Below are 14,352 nucleotides of genomic sequence, written 5' to 3'. Positions count from 1 at the left end.
AGGGGAATACTTTCCCCTCCAGCCATATTGCATTCTACCATTTAACAATCATTGCTGAACGATGGGACGTTTCTCTAATAACCACGCCACGCTTCGCCATTTCCTCGATATACGCTCCACCTGGCACAATCGATTCCGGTGCGAAAACACCTCTCTCCGAAATGAGCCCACTACCAATCATTTGCGCAACAACAGATGCTGTATTTGCTGTTGCACGAGCCATTGCTGTTACACCTGTTTCTAAATCCTTTTTCACGACCATTTCATATTCATACGTTACTTGTTCCTCGGATTTTTCACCCGAAACAATTGCACGTAATAATACGGCATCCACTTTCTTTCCAAGTTCTAGCTTTTTCTTTAAAGCCTCACGCACAACATCACGCACGCTTACCTCTTGCCCATTCACCTCTACTGCATTGTCTTTGCTGAGGAAGTCTAAGTCAGCCAATAGCTTGAACTTTTCGACATGCCCTTTATAACGAATTGTTTTGTATTCTAGCGTTTTGACATTCGGGAATGTTTGGTACAGTGTCGAAATACCTCCTGATGTATAAAACGCCTCCAATACTCCAAATTCGTCGAAGTAAATTGGCTCAACTCCCGTTAGCGATTCCACCTCTGTGAGCTTGCCTTCTTGAATCATTTTAGATGGCTCCGTATAGTGGTCAAACACACCTTCCAATGAAAATACATGCGTGTAATGTAACGGTGGCTTCGGCTCTGTTGGAATACCGCCTACATATAGTTTAATAGACTCTACCTTATCTAGCTTTGTTGCACCATATCCAGCTAAAATATTGACCATCCCTGGTGCAACACCTAAATCTGGAATAATGGTAACGCCCGCAGTCTTTGCTTCATCAGCCATCGCCAGTACATGCTCTGTTATGCCACCAATATGTCCACCTAAATCAACTGTATGGACACCTGTCGCCATCGCTGCCTTTGCCACTGTTTCATTGAATTCATAAAACAATGCATTGATTGCTACATTCCCTTTTGACATCACATTTTCTAAGGATTCACTTGAGGTAGCATCAAGCTCAATGACTTCCACTTTATTTGTATTTAACGTTGCAACAAACTCCTCTGCTGCACTCACTACTAAGTCTGCTAAGTATACTTTCTCAACTGATTCACTTGCTACTAAATCACGTGCTACTTCTTTCCCCATTAAGCCTGCACCTAGAACTACTACTTTCATGTAATCCAACCCCTTTTATTTAGTATGTCATTATTAGTAAATCAAAATTACTTCTTGAAACATCGTATATCCTTGTTACAGCTTAATACTTTCCGTTAAAAAGATGATTTAACTATCAATTTGTGCTCTTTGTAATGTCCCACTATAGTCTACATAAATGCTTTTCCACTCTGTGTAAACATCCAGTGCAGCCTGACCGGAGTCACGATGGCCATTGCCAGTCCCTTTTGTACCGCCAAATGGTAAATGAATTTCCGCTCCTGTCGTTCCAGCATTGACATAAACGATACCTGTATCTAAAAGCTGCTGTGCTTTAAATATCGTATTCACATTGCGTGAGAAAATAGAACTGGATAAGCCAAATCGCACGCCATTATTTACTTCAATTGCTTGCTCTAAGCTATCAATCTCAATAATGCTGACGACAGGTCCGAAGATTTCCTCCTGTGCAATAATCATATTTGGCAGGACATTTGTGAAAACAGTTGGCTCAAAATAAAAGCCTTTATCATATGGTGCATCAGCTAATATATGACCACCCGTTAGTAGCGTGGCTCCCTCTTGCTTACCAAGCTGCACATAATGATTAATTTTTTCAAGTGCCTGACGATTAATTACCGGACCTACCTTGACGTTGGGGTCAAGCCCATCACCAATTGTAATCGCTTGCATTTCCTTTAAAAGCTTTTGTTCAAGCTCCTTTTTCACATCGCGATGTACAATGATACGGCTACACGCGGTGCATCGCTGCCCTGCGGTTCCAAAGGCGCTCCAAACAATGCCTTGTACAGCTAAATCAACATCTGCATCATCCATGACAATAACTGCATTTTTACCGCCCATTTCAAGCGATATTTTTTTCAAATGCTTCCCACCAAGCTCCGCTACTTTACTGCCAGTTGCTGTTGACCCTGTAAAGGAAATTACGCGCACATCTGGATGCTCAATCATCGCGGTCCCAATCGTTGGCCCCGTACCAAATACAATGTTTGCAACACCTTTAGGTAAGCCAACTTCATCAAAAATTTTCGCCAGCTCATATGCCATCATTGGCGTTTCATTTGAGGGCTTCCAAATGAATGTATTGCCAGCTACAAGTGCAGGAAATGCCTTCCATGTCGCAATAGCAATTGGAAAATTCCACGGTGTAATTAATCCCACTACACCAATCGGAGCTCGCACGCTCATTGCAAATTTATTTGTTAGCTCAGATGGTGTTGTTTCACCAAATAATCTGCGCCCTTCACCAGCCATATACAGCGCCATGTCGATACCTTCCTGTACCTCTCCACGCGCCTCTTCAATTACTTTGCCCATTTCCTTCGTCAAAATTTGAGCTAAATATTCCTTTTTCTCTTTTAGTTTAAAGCCTATTTCATATAAATAATCTGCACGTTTTGGTGCGGGTAGCAAAGCCCAGCTTTTTTGTGCTTCCTTTGCTGCTTGGACAGCTACATCGATTTCCGTTTTTGTTGAGAGTGGCACTGTACCTAGTTGCTCACCTGTTGCTGGATTTATAATCGGCATTCTTTGTAGCTCATTCGTAGCCCATTCTCCAGCTATATAGTTTTTCAGTTCCATTGATTCTCTCCTTTCCATACGCAAAAACTTCATTTCTCATGTTACACTACAAATTATTCGACATTTTCCTCTTTAAATCCTTTTTCTAGTCTTAATATTTTGAAACTTCTTTTCTTCAAAATACGTACATATTAATAAAATGAGATTTTGATAGGAGGAAAAAATAATGAATAACCATGAAATTGATTACAAGCTTTACGGGGATGATATGCAATTTGTAGAAGTGGAGCTTGACCCTTCTGAAACAGTCGTTGCTGAGGCGGGCAGCTTAATGATGATGGAAGATGACATTCGTATGGAAACGATATTTGGTGATGGCTCTGCAAGCAGTGGTGGCGGTTTTATGGATAAGCTTATGGGTGCTGGTAAACGCTTATTAACGGGTGAAAGCTTATTTATGACGACATTTACAAACGTAGGCTCTAGCAAACGACATGTTTCTTTCGCAGCACCCTATCCTGGAAAAATTATTCCGATTGATTTAAGCGTTTGGCGTGGCAAAATTATTTGTCAAAAGGATGCTTTTTTAGCAGCGGCGAAAGGCGTTTCTGTCGGTATTGAATTCCAACGCAAATTAGCAACAGGCTTTTTCGGTGGAGAAGGCTTCATTATGCAAAAGCTCGAAGGTGACGGCATGGCATTTATCCATGCAGGTGGCACAATTCACCGTCACGATTTGCAGCCTGGCGAAACATTGCGTGTTGATACAGGCTGTCTCGTGGCAATGACACAGGATGTTGATTACAATATCGAAATGGTAAGTGGCGTAAAAACTGCATTATTTGGTGGAGAGGGTCTATTTTTAGCAACATTGCGTGGTCCTGGTACTGTATGGGTACAATCATTGCCATTTAGCCGATTAGCAAGCCGCGTATTCGCAGCAGCTCCAGCGAGCAAGGGCGGTGGTGGTCGCTCAAGCGATGAAGGCGGCATTGGTGGATTGTTCGATTTATTTAATAAGTAAACGATGTAAAAAAGCTAATCTCAATTAAAATTCGAGATTAGCTTCCTTCTAATTCTATTCTTTTTTTTCATAAAAATCTTCTACATAATCAATACCTTTTGCTGTAAGTGTTATTGCTGAATTATCTTCAATACTCTCTATTTCGATATATCCAGCTGTAAGAAGATAATGGTAAGCTAAATGTTTTTCACTATTTCTTTCTCCAAATAATTCACTCGTTTTGCCGTGCAAATTATTATTTTGCGTAACAGCAAAATAATGAAGATTATAGAGTTGCGTTAAAATTTCTAACCTCAACTTTTTTCGTTCTTTCACCTTTTGAACGTCTATCACCATTCAAGTCCCCTTTTTCCAGAATACTCAATTACTTATCCTTATCTTGTCTTGCAATAATTGAACTGCCATCATGGTCTACTGTATCAGAACAGCCATGATTAGAAACAAGACTTTTTAAAGAATTAACTATTAAAATTCATTTTACATTTAATTCACTGCATATGGAGTAAAAAATGGCGACTCTGACAATGATAATGCAAGCCTAAAATCCGTTTTTTAACAAACAAGAGCCTCGCTGTACAAAACTATGCACAATGAGGCTTTTTATTTATAAATACAACACTACTAATAACACGGCTGCCAATACAATACGATAAATCGCAAACGGCGTTAGTTTCACACGTGAAATTAATTTCAAGAAGAATTTAATTGATACTAATGCAAAGACAAAGGCACTAATAAAGCCTACTGCATAAAAGATAAAGTGGTCTGGGTTAATATCCTCCCAGTGCTTAATTAAAGATAAGCCACTTGCCCCTGCCATAATCGGCACAGCCATAATAAATGTGAAGTCCGCTGCTGTTTTATGATCTAAGCCTAATAAAACCCCTCCAGAAATTGTAGCGCCTGAGCGTGAGAAGCCTGGCCATAACGATAAACATTGCACAAGGCCTATTTTCAATGCTTTTGCATATGAAATTTGATCTAATGAAGTAATTGTTGGTTTTTGTGGACCAAATTTATCAGCAATAATCATTAAAAATGCCCCAATAATTAAACCAATCACCACTGTGTTAATTGAAAATAAATGCTCATCAATAAAATCCTCAAATAATACGCCAAAAATACCCGCTGGAATAATACCTGCAATAACATGACCTAAATGAAATCGCTGCTTCGCTGTTTGCCCTTCAATTTTATACAAGCCTACTAAGCTCAGCATGCGCTTCCACATAACAACAACAACCGCTAAAATTGAGCCAAGCTGAATGACAATTTTAAATGTATTCGCAGAGCTAGAGCCTAAAAACTCCTTCGTTTTCAACCACATATCATCGACGATAATCATATGTCCTGTTGATGATACAGGTGCAAATTCGGTCATCCCCTCTACAAAACCTAAAATCAAGGCTTTTAATAATTCGATTAATTCCACTCCGTAACTCCTCCAATATTAATTAGTTGGTTCAACATGAATTACCCATAGCTCCGAGCGACTCCCTACCCGCATTGGTGGCCCCCAAAAGCCGAAGCCACTTGAAACGAGCGCATGCATACCATCTTTATTTTTATAGCCGTAATCCAATTCAAATACTTTATCTGTAATAAAGTTGTTTGGCCATAATTGCCCTAAATGCGTATGCCCTGATACGTGCAAATCCACGCCTGCCTGTGCAGGAGACTGTAAATCATTCGGCGTATGATTCATCACAATCCAAGGCTTATCTCGCTCTATCGGTGCTAAATCTGCAATCTGTTTTCTCTCTTTATTTGTCGAATCTTCCTGCCCTGTTAAATAGAAACGCTCTGCTACTAAAATGGTTTCATCTAATAGCATTTTTACATTTGCTTTTTTTAGCTCAGCAACAACTTCTGCAATAGCGTTTCCGTAATACTCATGATTACCTAGCACCCCATATACACCATATGTCGATTTTAGCTGTGCCATCACTTCTCCCATACCCTTCCTAATAAACAGGTCTGGCTTGTCATCCACTAAGTCTCCTGCCAATAGGACAACATCAGGATTTTGCTCATTTGATAATGTTACAAATCGTTGCAAATGGGCTTTATTTGATAAGACACCTAAATGAAAATCTGATGCCATTACGATTTTCAAAGGTTGATCAATATCCACCTTGACTGTTGTTTCTCGTACAACAGGAGAATATGCATTATACGTTCCATAAACGAAAAGCATAATAAAAATAATGATTGCAGCACTACCAGTCGTACGTGCTGTCAATGGTGTTATAAAGACAACGATATTTGCAATAATACATAAAATTAACCCATATTCAAAAATAAACATCCAATAGTTACCTAAAATCGATAACGGACGCAAGTATTCATGAATTCTCCCTAATAAAAAGCCAAACGCTACTATGTAAAGAATCGGCCAAAAAATAAAATTTGATATATGTATATTTATAGATACTAGCCATAAATTAAAATTCCAGCCTATGTAAAATGTAAGCCCACTATAAATAACAACTATTAATGTACCAATTAAATATTGCACTGTACAGTATCCTCCTGTTTTTTTCTACATGCAAAAGTATATCATTACTAATTGTGTGTAGAAAAATATAAACCTCAAAACAAAAACTTAATTTTAAAAGGCTGACGAAAATTTTTCCGTCAGCCTTGTTTTTAATATGCTACTTGTACTGCGACTGTTACTTTGAACAAATCGCCATCTACTTCAATTTTCATTCGCGCTCCATGTAAGTCCACGATAGATTGCGCAATCGCTAAGCCTAAGCCAGAGCCTTCTGTATGACGTGATGTATCTGCACGTTTAAAGCGCTCCGTTAGCTCATCAACATTTTCTACAAGCTCATATTTCGCTACATTTTTCACAATAAGCTCTGCCTCTGCGCCCTGTTGCTTTAATGTAATGTAAACACGTGTACCTTGTAACGAATATTTTTGTGCATTGACGATTAAATTATCGATTACACGCCACCATTTTTGCCCATCCACATAGGCGAAAATTGGCTGGCTTTCAATATTAACACGCATATCTAAGTTAGCTGTCACAAATGCCTCTTCATGCTCACCAATCGCTTGCTGTAATAGCTGTGCTAAATCGACACGCTGCTTCAATAGCTCGACATTGCCACTAGCCATTTTCGACACATCGAATAAATCTTCAATTAGCGTTTTCAAACGTGCTGATTTTTTATCAAGTATATCAATATATTTACTGCGTTCTTCCTCTGATAAATCTGGTTTTTTTAATAAATCTGTATACGTAATAATCGACGTTAACGGTGTACGCAAATCATGGCTAACATTTGTAATTAACTCTGTTTTCAAGCGCTCACTCTTCGCCTGCTCCGTCATCGATGTACGAACACCATCTCTTAATTTATTTAAGTTTTCTGCATGTACTGCAATCGGCGATTTGCCCTTCACTTCAATATCGCTCGTTAAACGCCCTTCTGCCATATCCTCCGTTTGCTTCATCACACGATTTAGGTAGCCCATTCGATGAAGGAATATATATAATGCTGGCACAAGTATAAATAAGAACAACGGTATATAAATAAGGAACAGCTTACCATCAATCATAGCGCCTACAAACCCTATCCCTGCAAGGAAAAATATGATAAGTATTGCGACTGTTTGGACACCGATTGAACGATTTAAAAAGGCTTCTTGACCTACTTGCCAAAGCTTTAACGAAAACGATTTTTGCCAACGCTCGATATTACGAATATCCTCCATTAGCCATACTGCGCAAATAGCTACTATTGTAAATAGGCTAGTGCTCAATACAAAGAAGATAATAGAATCCCATAAAAATCCTGTATTATGTTTAATGTAATAAGCAACGCTATAAAGTGAATGTACTAGCCCATCAATAGCACCAATAAGTAGGATGATGCCACATAAAGCTAAAGCAAGTGCTATATCCATCGGTAGCTTATCAAACAATCGCTTAATTTTTGGGAACAAAACGCTAATTCCCGTTTTTTTAGTACGTATTATATAGAGCAATATGGCGAATGTAACTAAACCGATTGCCCAAATAAGGTAGGAGAGCATTTTAAATGTTTGAAAGCCTTCATAGTTTCTTTTTAACTCTGTATTTTTTAATGCTGCTTTAGGTAAAGAAATTGTTCCCGTAAATTTTGGCTGTTCAAGTGTCAGTGGCACAGAGTGGTTTAATAAAGCATAGCTTTCTTCCACTGCCCCATCCAAATAAATTTCTGTATCAATCGATGTTGCAACGTTATCAGACCACATAGCCCAATCTGTCATGGCCTCAGCATAGACAAAGCTTCCATTAGCATCAGGTGTAAAATATTCCCCACCATCTCCTGTAAATTGCTGTTTAAAAATACTCGGTGCATTCGTGCTGCTATTCAAAAAGCTTTGTCCTGTCTCAACATTTACTAAATCATAGCTGAACATGCTATAGCTAGTCGATTTAAGGAAATCTCGGCGATAACGCCCTCTTTCTTCAGCATATTTATCAATCAGCTGTTCTTTTAATGTGCGAATTTTCGCTTCTACATGCGCATCATCTGCAAAGTTTTTCTTAATTTCCTCAATCTTACGGTCGCGCTCTTGCTTTAATACTTCCTTTACTTCAGCAGAAACGCCCTCCTCCTGTATGCGGTAATCATATTGTGATGCAACATTCCCTACTTGTTCCTCTAACGAGCCGTAATAATTGCGATAATACTGAATTTCATCTTTATTAACGGTTATTTGCTCCTTTACCTTCTCTGCATCAAATGTGTTTAAAACATGTTGATATAATCCCTCATAATAATTGCGTAGCTCTGATTGAAATTCATCTGAGGTTACGAAGGATTTACCTATAATTTTATCTGCGTCTTTTACAAAAGACGTTAGCGCAAATACCGTCCAAAAGATTAGAAAAACTGTAAGGACGCCTCTCCCTTTCTTCATTCCTTTATCCTCCTAAAAAAGCTTTCGTAATAACTGTAATGTATTGATTAAATCCGCCTTTGCCGCCCACAAAAATATCCCGATATAAATAAGACCGATCACACTAGCTACCGCACTAATAACTGTACAAATTAGCGCAACATTATTTCTCCATTTTGTAGCCAAGTCCCCAAACAACCTTTAAATAACGTGGATTTTTTGGATCTGTCTCAATTTTTTCGCGGATTTTTCGGATGTGGACTGCAACAATATTTTCAGCATTATAGGCCTCTTCCTTCCAAACCATTTCATAAATTTCTTGAATGGAAAAAACACGACCTGCATTTTTTAATAATAATTCAGTAATTTTATATTCAATTGGCGTTAGCTTTATAGGCTCTCCGTCCTTCAAAATTTGACGCCCTGCGGCATCTAGCTCCAAGCCCTCTACCTGTACTGCACTATTTTGAAATGTTCCTAGCTCAACATAGCGACGAAGCTGTGATTTCACACGTGCCATCAGCTCTAACGGGTGGAACGGCTTCGTAATGTAGTCATCTGCTCCAACTGATAAGCCGTGAATTTTATCCGAATCCTCTGCCTTTGCACTCAGCATAATAATAGGGATATTGCGCTCTGCTCGAATTTTAAAAGTCGCTGTAATGCCATCCATATTAGGCATCATAATGTCTAAAACGATTAAATGCACCTCATGCTGTGACAGCATATTTAAAGCCTCTACACCATCTCCAGCTTTCAATACATGATAGCCATCATTTTTTAAATAAATCTCGATACCATCGCGAATATCTTGGTCATCATCCACGACTAATACCGTCAATTTTGTCATATCGTTCACCTCACTATAAGTTCTTATAATGTTATAATAAAGGATAAAAATGAAGTATTGCTTATTGTAAATCTTAAGAAATTCTGAAGAAGTGGAAAGGAAATGTCGTTTATGTATAAAACTGTAGCCCAAACAGCGATAGATTTAAATATGCCAGAAGAACAAATTTTACATTATATTCATAACGGCCGCATCAAAGCAGTACACGATGGGGAACAATTTTTAATTAACAGCGGTCAATTCGATACATATCATGAGCAAATTGAACGTATTAAAGAGGAAATTGAAATTTGGCGTCATACACCCATTCCTGAAGATATTGATGTAAAGGATGAAGATTAAAAGTGCCAGGCACAGAAACAATTCAGAATTGTTTCTGTGCCTGGCACTTATTTAGATGGATACAGCCTGCCCTACGCCCTTCAACATAATTGCTGCGTAATCTTCTACCATCACACTTGCAGTTGGGTACATACCTGCACCTGGTCCTACAAGTGTAATTGTTCCAATGTAGTCTGTATCAACGGTAACAGCATTATTTACATCATCGATTGAATATAATGGATGCATATTGTCTACTAATAGCGGTGTCACTTTGCCAACTAGCGTTCCGTCTGCTAAACGCTCAATTTCAGCAACATGGCGATAACGCGAATTTTGTAAATTTGCTGCTTCCATATCCGTTTGAGAAATTGTATCAACACCGATTACTTCTATTTCTGCCCAATTTGGCTGTTCACCAAATGCTAAGCTTGATAAAATCATTAGTTTTTTGAAGGCGTCTTGCCCTGAGACATCATTGTAGGGGTCTGCTTCTGCATAGCCTAGGCGCTGTGCTTCACTTAAAGCTTCCTCAAAGGGAACATTTTCAATGCGCATTTTTGTTAAAATAAAATTTGTCGTTCCATTTAAAATCCCTTGAATGCGCTGTGCATTATTTACTAACAGTATATTTTTCAACGTTTTAATAACAGGTACGCCACCTGCTACAGATGCTTCATACCCTACACCTACACCGTGCTCTTTTGCAAGCTGCTCAAGCTCCTGCCCGCGCTTTGCAAACATCACCTTATTCGCTGTAATCACATGACATTTATGCTCAACTGCGCGCTTTAAATAAGAAAATGCTGGCTCCTCGTTGACAATTGCTTCAAATACAACGTGTAAGCCTGGCTCTGCCAATACATCTTCAATACTTTCCGTCATTAAATGCCGTGTATTTGGTACACGCTCTTTACTTGCATCTGTTACTAATATTTTTGCTACCTCGAGCTCCACACCTAGCTTCTCTAGGAGCTCCTGCTTCCTCTCCTTTAATATATGATAAATTCCTTGCCCCACGGTTCCAAAGCCGAGGATGGCTGCCTTTATTGTTGCCATTATCTAATTCGCCTCCAAATTTCCTTTCACGACCAATCATACTTTGTATGATGTACAAAAATTACAATTCGTTTTATCTTAGTGCCATTTTATCTAAATTTCCTTAGGATAATCACTTCAAAATTTGCACTAAAGACTTTATTTTGATGCATCGTTCTAGTTATTATATAGTGATTCTAGCGCAATCCTTAGGATATTACAAGGAAATTCTACCTTAAATGGACATTTGTTTTTTCAGAGAGGTCACTTTATGTGCGTTGCGAAATTTAAAAGGGCTGCTAGGAAGTTAATTCCCGACAGCCCTTGACATTTATGAATAAAAGAAATGGGGGAATTTCTTCTATTATATAGTAAGAAATATTTCAGCTGACTTGTGTCAATTGTCTACTTCGGTAATTTTGTAAAATTGATTGCATAATTTTTTCCTCTAAAGCTGTAAACGCAGGCACTGCATATGTGCGTTGGATAAGCTGGAATTCACCATAGCGCAAAAACCATTCTTTTGCTGGTATATCAATATGGTGACTTCCACAGTCTGTATACGCATCGTAAACTTCCTTAATAATATAGCCATTTGATAAATCGCATGTTGTTTCTAAGAACGCACTGTGTCCAAATACTTTCATCCACATCTTTTCAACATTTGCCAATAATAATTGAATCGCCTGTGCATTAACAAATGTATACGTTTCATTTAATTCATATACGATATAAGATGCGATATTTTGTGCACTATATGTACGTCCCATGTCCAACACTCCTTTTATTTATCATTTCAATTCCCTGCAAGTTGGTTGGTTTAATTGTAATTCATAAAACAGAAGAAGTCAATAATTCTTATAAAAATACTAGGTATTATTTTTTATAGGCAACTGTGACTGCGAAATGATGCAGCCTACAGAGCCTTTGTCTTTACTTATTTAGTGAAAGCTGTTGAAATGCTTGTTCTAAATCTGCAATGATATCCTCTACTGCCTCCAAGCCTATCGATAAGCGAATGAGCTCCTCTGATACACCAGCGATTTTCAATTCCTCCGCAGATAGTTGCTGATGCGTTGTAGATGCAGGGTGAATAATAAGGGAGCGCGCATCTCCTACATTCGCTACATGTGAGAATAATTGAACATTATCAATTACTTCTCGCCCAGCATCTCTGCCACCTTTAATACCAAAAGTTACAATAGAACCAAAGCCGTTTTTCAAATACTTTGTCGCCAATGAATGCGAGTCAGCATATTCAAAGCCATTGTAATTTACGTATTCCACGAATGGGTGATCACGTAAATACTCAGCTACTTTTTTAGCATTTTCATTATGTCTTACTACACGCAAATGAAGCGTTTCTAACCCTTGTAAGAAATTAAATGCCGCATCCGCACTCAATGTCGGACCGAAATCACGCAATAATTGTACACGTAGCTTTGTGGCAAATGCAGCCGCTGCTGTATCAATTCCATAGCATATGCCGTGATATGTTAAATCTGGCTCTGTAAAGCCTGGGAACTTACCTTGTGTCCAATCAAATTTCCCTGCATCAACAACAATGCCACCGATTGTTGTACCATGTCCACCAATCCATTTTGTTGCCGAATGAATGACAACATCCGCTCCAAATTCAATTGGGTTAGAGCCGTATGGAGAAGGGAATGTATTATCAATAATTAATGGAATTTCATGCTCATGTGCGATTTTAGCAATCGCTTCAATATCTAGTACATTTAAGCTTGGATTACCAATTGTTTCTGCAAAGATTGCTTTTGTATTTTCTTGAATTGCTGCTCGGAAGTTTTCCGGGTCACTTTCGTCGACAAATGTTGTTGTAATACCATAGCGTGGCAATGTTGTCGCAAATAAATTATAAGTACCACCATATAAAGAGCCTGCCGATACGATATGGTCTCCTGCACCAGCAATATTTAAAATGGAAAATGAGATAGCTGCCATTCCTGAAGAAAGTGCTACTGCTGCTGTGCCCTTTTCTAACAAGGCGACACGTTCTTCAAATGCTCCTACAGTTGGGTTCATAATGCGAGAATAAATATTCCCAGCTTCTTCTAATGCAAATAGTCGCTGCGCATGAGCAGTGTCATTAAATGCATAGGCAGTTGTACGATAAATAGGTACTGCAATTGCTCCTGTTACTGGATCAGGCTTTTGCCCACCGTGTAGTAGCAATGTTTCTGGCCGTAATGCTGACATGATATTCCTCCTAAAATTTATTCGATGGCAGTGAATTTTGAGGAGGGTAGAAAAACAAAAAAACCTCTTCCTAAGAAGAGGGTTGCAAATGAGCAAGTTTTCCTCCCCTTATCTTTCAGATTCCAATTCGAATCTGTAGGAATTAGCACCTTTGTAAGCTTGTCGCCTACCGGTTGCTGGGCATCTTAGGGCCTAGTCCCTCCGCCACTCTTGATAAGAGTATTTGATTCATGTTCCATCGTTGAAATTGAGTATAAATCATTGTAAACCAAGAAGTCAACTATTATTTTTAAAATTTTTTAAATTGCTAGAATCATCACCCCCAGCCAACATGATTGGTTATTTAGCTTGAGTAGTATAAAATAGTGAGGAGAATACATCTATTTAGGGGGATGGAAATGGATACGAGAGAGCTTTTACGCAGTCATTCATCTGTGCGTAAATATACAGGGGAACAAATTTCACACGAAATAGTTATTGATTTAATCGAAACAGCGCAAATGGCAGCTAGCTCACATTTTGTGCAGGCCTATAGCGTCATTTGGATAACGGATGAGGATAAAAAGAAAAAGCTTGGTGAATTATCAAAAAATGAATTTCAATTTCAAACAGCAGGTGCTTCATTTTTATTTTGTGTTGATTTCAAACGTTTACAAGTAGCGGGGCAAAAGCATGGTACAAACATCGTCACGGATTCAGCAGAAAATTTACTTGTTGGTGTAGCGGACGTATCTTTATTCGCCCAAAACTTCGTCATTGCTGCCGAGGCACATGGCTACGGTATTTGCTATATTGGAGGCGCGCGTAGCAACCCAGCAGCTATTACGGAGTTATTTAATTTACCTGAAAATGTCTTTCCGCTATTCGCCATGACAATTGGCACACCAACAAAGCGCAACGAAACGAAACCGCGCTTGCCTGTTGCAGCTATTTTACATGAAAATAGCTATGATGTGATGAAATACGACGCTTTATTAGATGAATATGATGCAACGATGGAAAGCTATTATGCAAGCCGCTCAGCCAATCAAAAAACGGCAACATGGACAAAGCAAATGGCGGATTATTTAATTGAGCAAAAGCGCCCATTCATAAAAGACTACCTTGCACAGCAAGGCTTTACTTGGAAATAGTAGCAAGGTTATTTTGCACATCAGCAAGTATGCTTTCGCATAGTTGCGTCCAAGCTTTTTGTGACAGTCGCTGAATCATAGATTGCTTAAGGCATGTTGTAGAGCTAGGAATTTCCTACTGAATCATGATCAATTA

The 14,352-nt window shown here is 38.7% G+C and carries 13 protein-coding genes and 1 riboswitch; of the genes, 3 read left to right on the top strand and 10 right to left on the bottom strand.

Annotated elements, in window-relative coordinates:
• Window positions 1-34: 34 nt before the first annotated feature.
• Window positions 35-1,207, bottom strand: coding sequence for a saccharopine dehydrogenase family protein (locus tag M3Z76_RS13680; RefSeq protein ID WP_293927935.1), 1,173 nt, complete (start codon window positions 1,205-1,207; stop codon window positions 35-37).
• Window positions 1,208-1,315: 108 nt separating this feature from the next.
• A complete protein-coding gene (locus tag M3Z76_RS13675; RefSeq protein WP_293927938.1) occupies window positions 1,316-2,788 on the bottom strand; it encodes an aldehyde dehydrogenase family protein in 1,473 nt (490 codons plus the stop codon).
• A gap of 166 nt (window positions 2,789-2,954) precedes the next feature.
• Here M3Z76_RS13675 and M3Z76_RS13670 point away from each other — a divergent pair, with 166 nt between their 5' ends.
• Entirely contained in the window at window positions 2,955-3,752 is a 798-nt protein-coding gene (locus M3Z76_RS13670; RefSeq protein ID WP_293927940.1) for a TIGR00266 family protein, read from the top strand.
• A 54-nt stretch (window positions 3,753-3,806) separates the two neighbouring features.
• On the opposite strand, the gene M3Z76_RS13665 is transcribed toward M3Z76_RS13670, so the two are convergent.
• The 5 genes from M3Z76_RS13665 to M3Z76_RS13645 all read right to left on the bottom strand — a co-directional run bounded on the left by M3Z76_RS13665 (window position 3,807) and on the right by M3Z76_RS13645 (window position 9,504).
• Entirely contained in the window at window positions 3,807-4,088 is a 282-nt protein-coding gene (locus M3Z76_RS13665; RefSeq protein WP_293927943.1) for a hypothetical protein, read from the bottom strand.
• Window positions 4,089-4,356: 268 nt separating this feature from the next.
• The gene (locus tag M3Z76_RS13660) at window positions 4,357-5,184 is read right to left on the bottom strand and encodes an undecaprenyl-diphosphate phosphatase (RefSeq protein WP_293927946.1); all 828 of its coding nucleotides are present in this window, start codon (window positions 5,182-5,184) and stop codon (window positions 4,357-4,359) included.
• Window positions 5,185-5,202: 18 nt separating this feature from the next.
• Window positions 5,203-6,270, bottom strand: coding sequence for a metallophosphoesterase (locus M3Z76_RS13655; protein WP_293927949.1), 1,068 nt, complete (start codon window positions 6,268-6,270; stop codon window positions 5,203-5,205).
• 131 nt (window positions 6,271-6,401) lie between these two features.
• A complete protein-coding gene (locus M3Z76_RS13650) occupies window positions 6,402-8,675 on the bottom strand; it encodes a HAMP domain-containing sensor histidine kinase (protein WP_293927952.1) in 2,274 nt (757 codons plus the stop codon).
• A gap of 142 nt (window positions 8,676-8,817) precedes the next feature.
• Window positions 8,818-9,504, bottom strand: a complete 687-nt coding sequence (locus M3Z76_RS13645; protein WP_293927955.1) for a response regulator transcription factor — start codon at window positions 9,502-9,504, stop codon at window positions 8,818-8,820.
• A gap of 111 nt (window positions 9,505-9,615) precedes the next feature.
• On the opposite strand from M3Z76_RS13645, the gene M3Z76_RS13640 reads away from it, so the two are divergent.
• Entirely contained in the window at window positions 9,616-9,846 is a 231-nt protein-coding gene (locus M3Z76_RS13640) for a MerR family transcriptional regulator (protein WP_293927958.1), read from the top strand.
• A gap of 51 nt (window positions 9,847-9,897) precedes the next feature.
• Here the strand turns inward: M3Z76_RS13640 and M3Z76_RS13635 are convergent, their stop codons facing one another.
• The 3 genes from M3Z76_RS13635 to M3Z76_RS13625 all read right to left on the bottom strand — a co-directional run bounded on the left by M3Z76_RS13635 (window position 9,898) and on the right by M3Z76_RS13625 (window position 13,083).
• Window positions 9,898-10,884, bottom strand: coding sequence for a homoserine dehydrogenase (locus tag M3Z76_RS13635; RefSeq protein ID WP_293927960.1), 987 nt, complete (start codon window positions 10,882-10,884; stop codon window positions 9,898-9,900).
• A 362-nt stretch (window positions 10,885-11,246) separates the two neighbouring features.
• Window positions 11,247-11,633 (bottom strand): hypothetical protein, encoded by a 387-nt coding sequence (locus M3Z76_RS13630; protein WP_293927963.1) that lies wholly within the window; start codon window positions 11,631-11,633, stop codon window positions 11,247-11,249.
• 163 nt (window positions 11,634-11,796) lie between these two features.
• On the bottom strand, window positions 11,797-13,083 hold the full coding sequence (locus M3Z76_RS13625; RefSeq protein ID WP_293927966.1) for an O-acetylhomoserine aminocarboxypropyltransferase/cysteine synthase family protein: 1,287 nt from the start codon (window positions 13,081-13,083) through the stop codon (window positions 11,797-11,799).
• 105 nt (window positions 13,084-13,188) lie between these two features.
• Window positions 13,189-13,303: riboswitch (SAM riboswitch) on the bottom strand.
• Between the two features lie 178 nt (window positions 13,304-13,481).
• On the opposite strand from M3Z76_RS13625, the gene nfsA reads away from it, so the two are divergent.
• On the top strand, window positions 13,482-14,216 hold the full coding sequence (gene nfsA / locus M3Z76_RS13620; protein WP_293927969.1) for an oxygen-insensitive NADPH nitroreductase: 735 nt from the start codon (window positions 13,482-13,484) through the stop codon (window positions 14,214-14,216).
• The last annotated feature ends 136 nt before the right edge of the window (window positions 14,217-14,352 follow it).

The organism is Metasolibacillus sp., from assembly GCF_025291715.1.
GTDB lineage: Bacteria > Bacillota > Bacilli > Bacillales_A > Planococcaceae > Metasolibacillus > Metasolibacillus louembei.
Note: the sequence above shows the minus strand (reverse complement) of the source record. Positions and strands in the feature narration are given on the sequence as shown.

What these genes read in the sequence shown, in the direction of transcription:
- M3Z76_RS13680 (WP_293927935.1), bottom strand. Translation starts at nt 1,207, where the DNA reads ATGAAAGTAGTAGTTCTAGGTGCAGGCTTAATGGGGAAAGAAGTAGCA.
- M3Z76_RS13675 (WP_293927938.1), bottom strand. Translation starts at nt 2,788, where the DNA reads ATGGAACTGAAAAACTATATAGCTGGAGAATGGGCTACGAATGAGCTA.
- M3Z76_RS13670 (WP_293927940.1), top strand. Translation starts at nt 2,955, where the DNA reads ATGAATAACCATGAAATTGATTACAAGCTTTACGGGGATGATATGCAA.
- M3Z76_RS13665 (WP_293927943.1), bottom strand. Translation starts at nt 4,088, where the DNA reads ATGGTGATAGACGTTCAAAAGGTGAAAGAACGAAAAAAGTTGAGGTTA.
- M3Z76_RS13650 (WP_293927952.1), bottom strand. Translation starts at nt 8,675, where the DNA reads ATGAAGAAAGGGAGAGGCGTCCTTACAGTTTTTCTAATCTTTTGGACG.
- M3Z76_RS13645 (WP_293927955.1), bottom strand. Translation starts at nt 9,504, where the DNA reads ATGACAAAATTGACGGTATTAGTCGTGGATGATGACCAAGATATTCGC.
- M3Z76_RS13640 (WP_293927958.1), top strand. Translation starts at nt 9,616, where the DNA reads ATGTATAAAACTGTAGCCCAAACAGCGATAGATTTAAATATGCCAGAA.
- M3Z76_RS13635 (WP_293927960.1), bottom strand. Translation starts at nt 10,884, where the DNA reads ATGGCAACAATAAAGGCAGCCATCCTCGGCTTTGGAACCGTGGGGCAA.
- M3Z76_RS13630 (WP_293927963.1), bottom strand. Translation starts at nt 11,633, where the DNA reads ATGGGACGTACATATAGTGCACAAAATATCGCATCTTATATCGTATAT.
- M3Z76_RS13625 (WP_293927966.1), bottom strand. Translation starts at nt 13,083, where the DNA reads ATGTCAGCATTACGGCCAGAAACATTGCTACTACACGGTGGGCAAAAG.
- nfsA (WP_293927969.1), top strand. Translation starts at nt 13,482, where the DNA reads ATGGATACGAGAGAGCTTTTACGCAGTCATTCATCTGTGCGTAAATAT.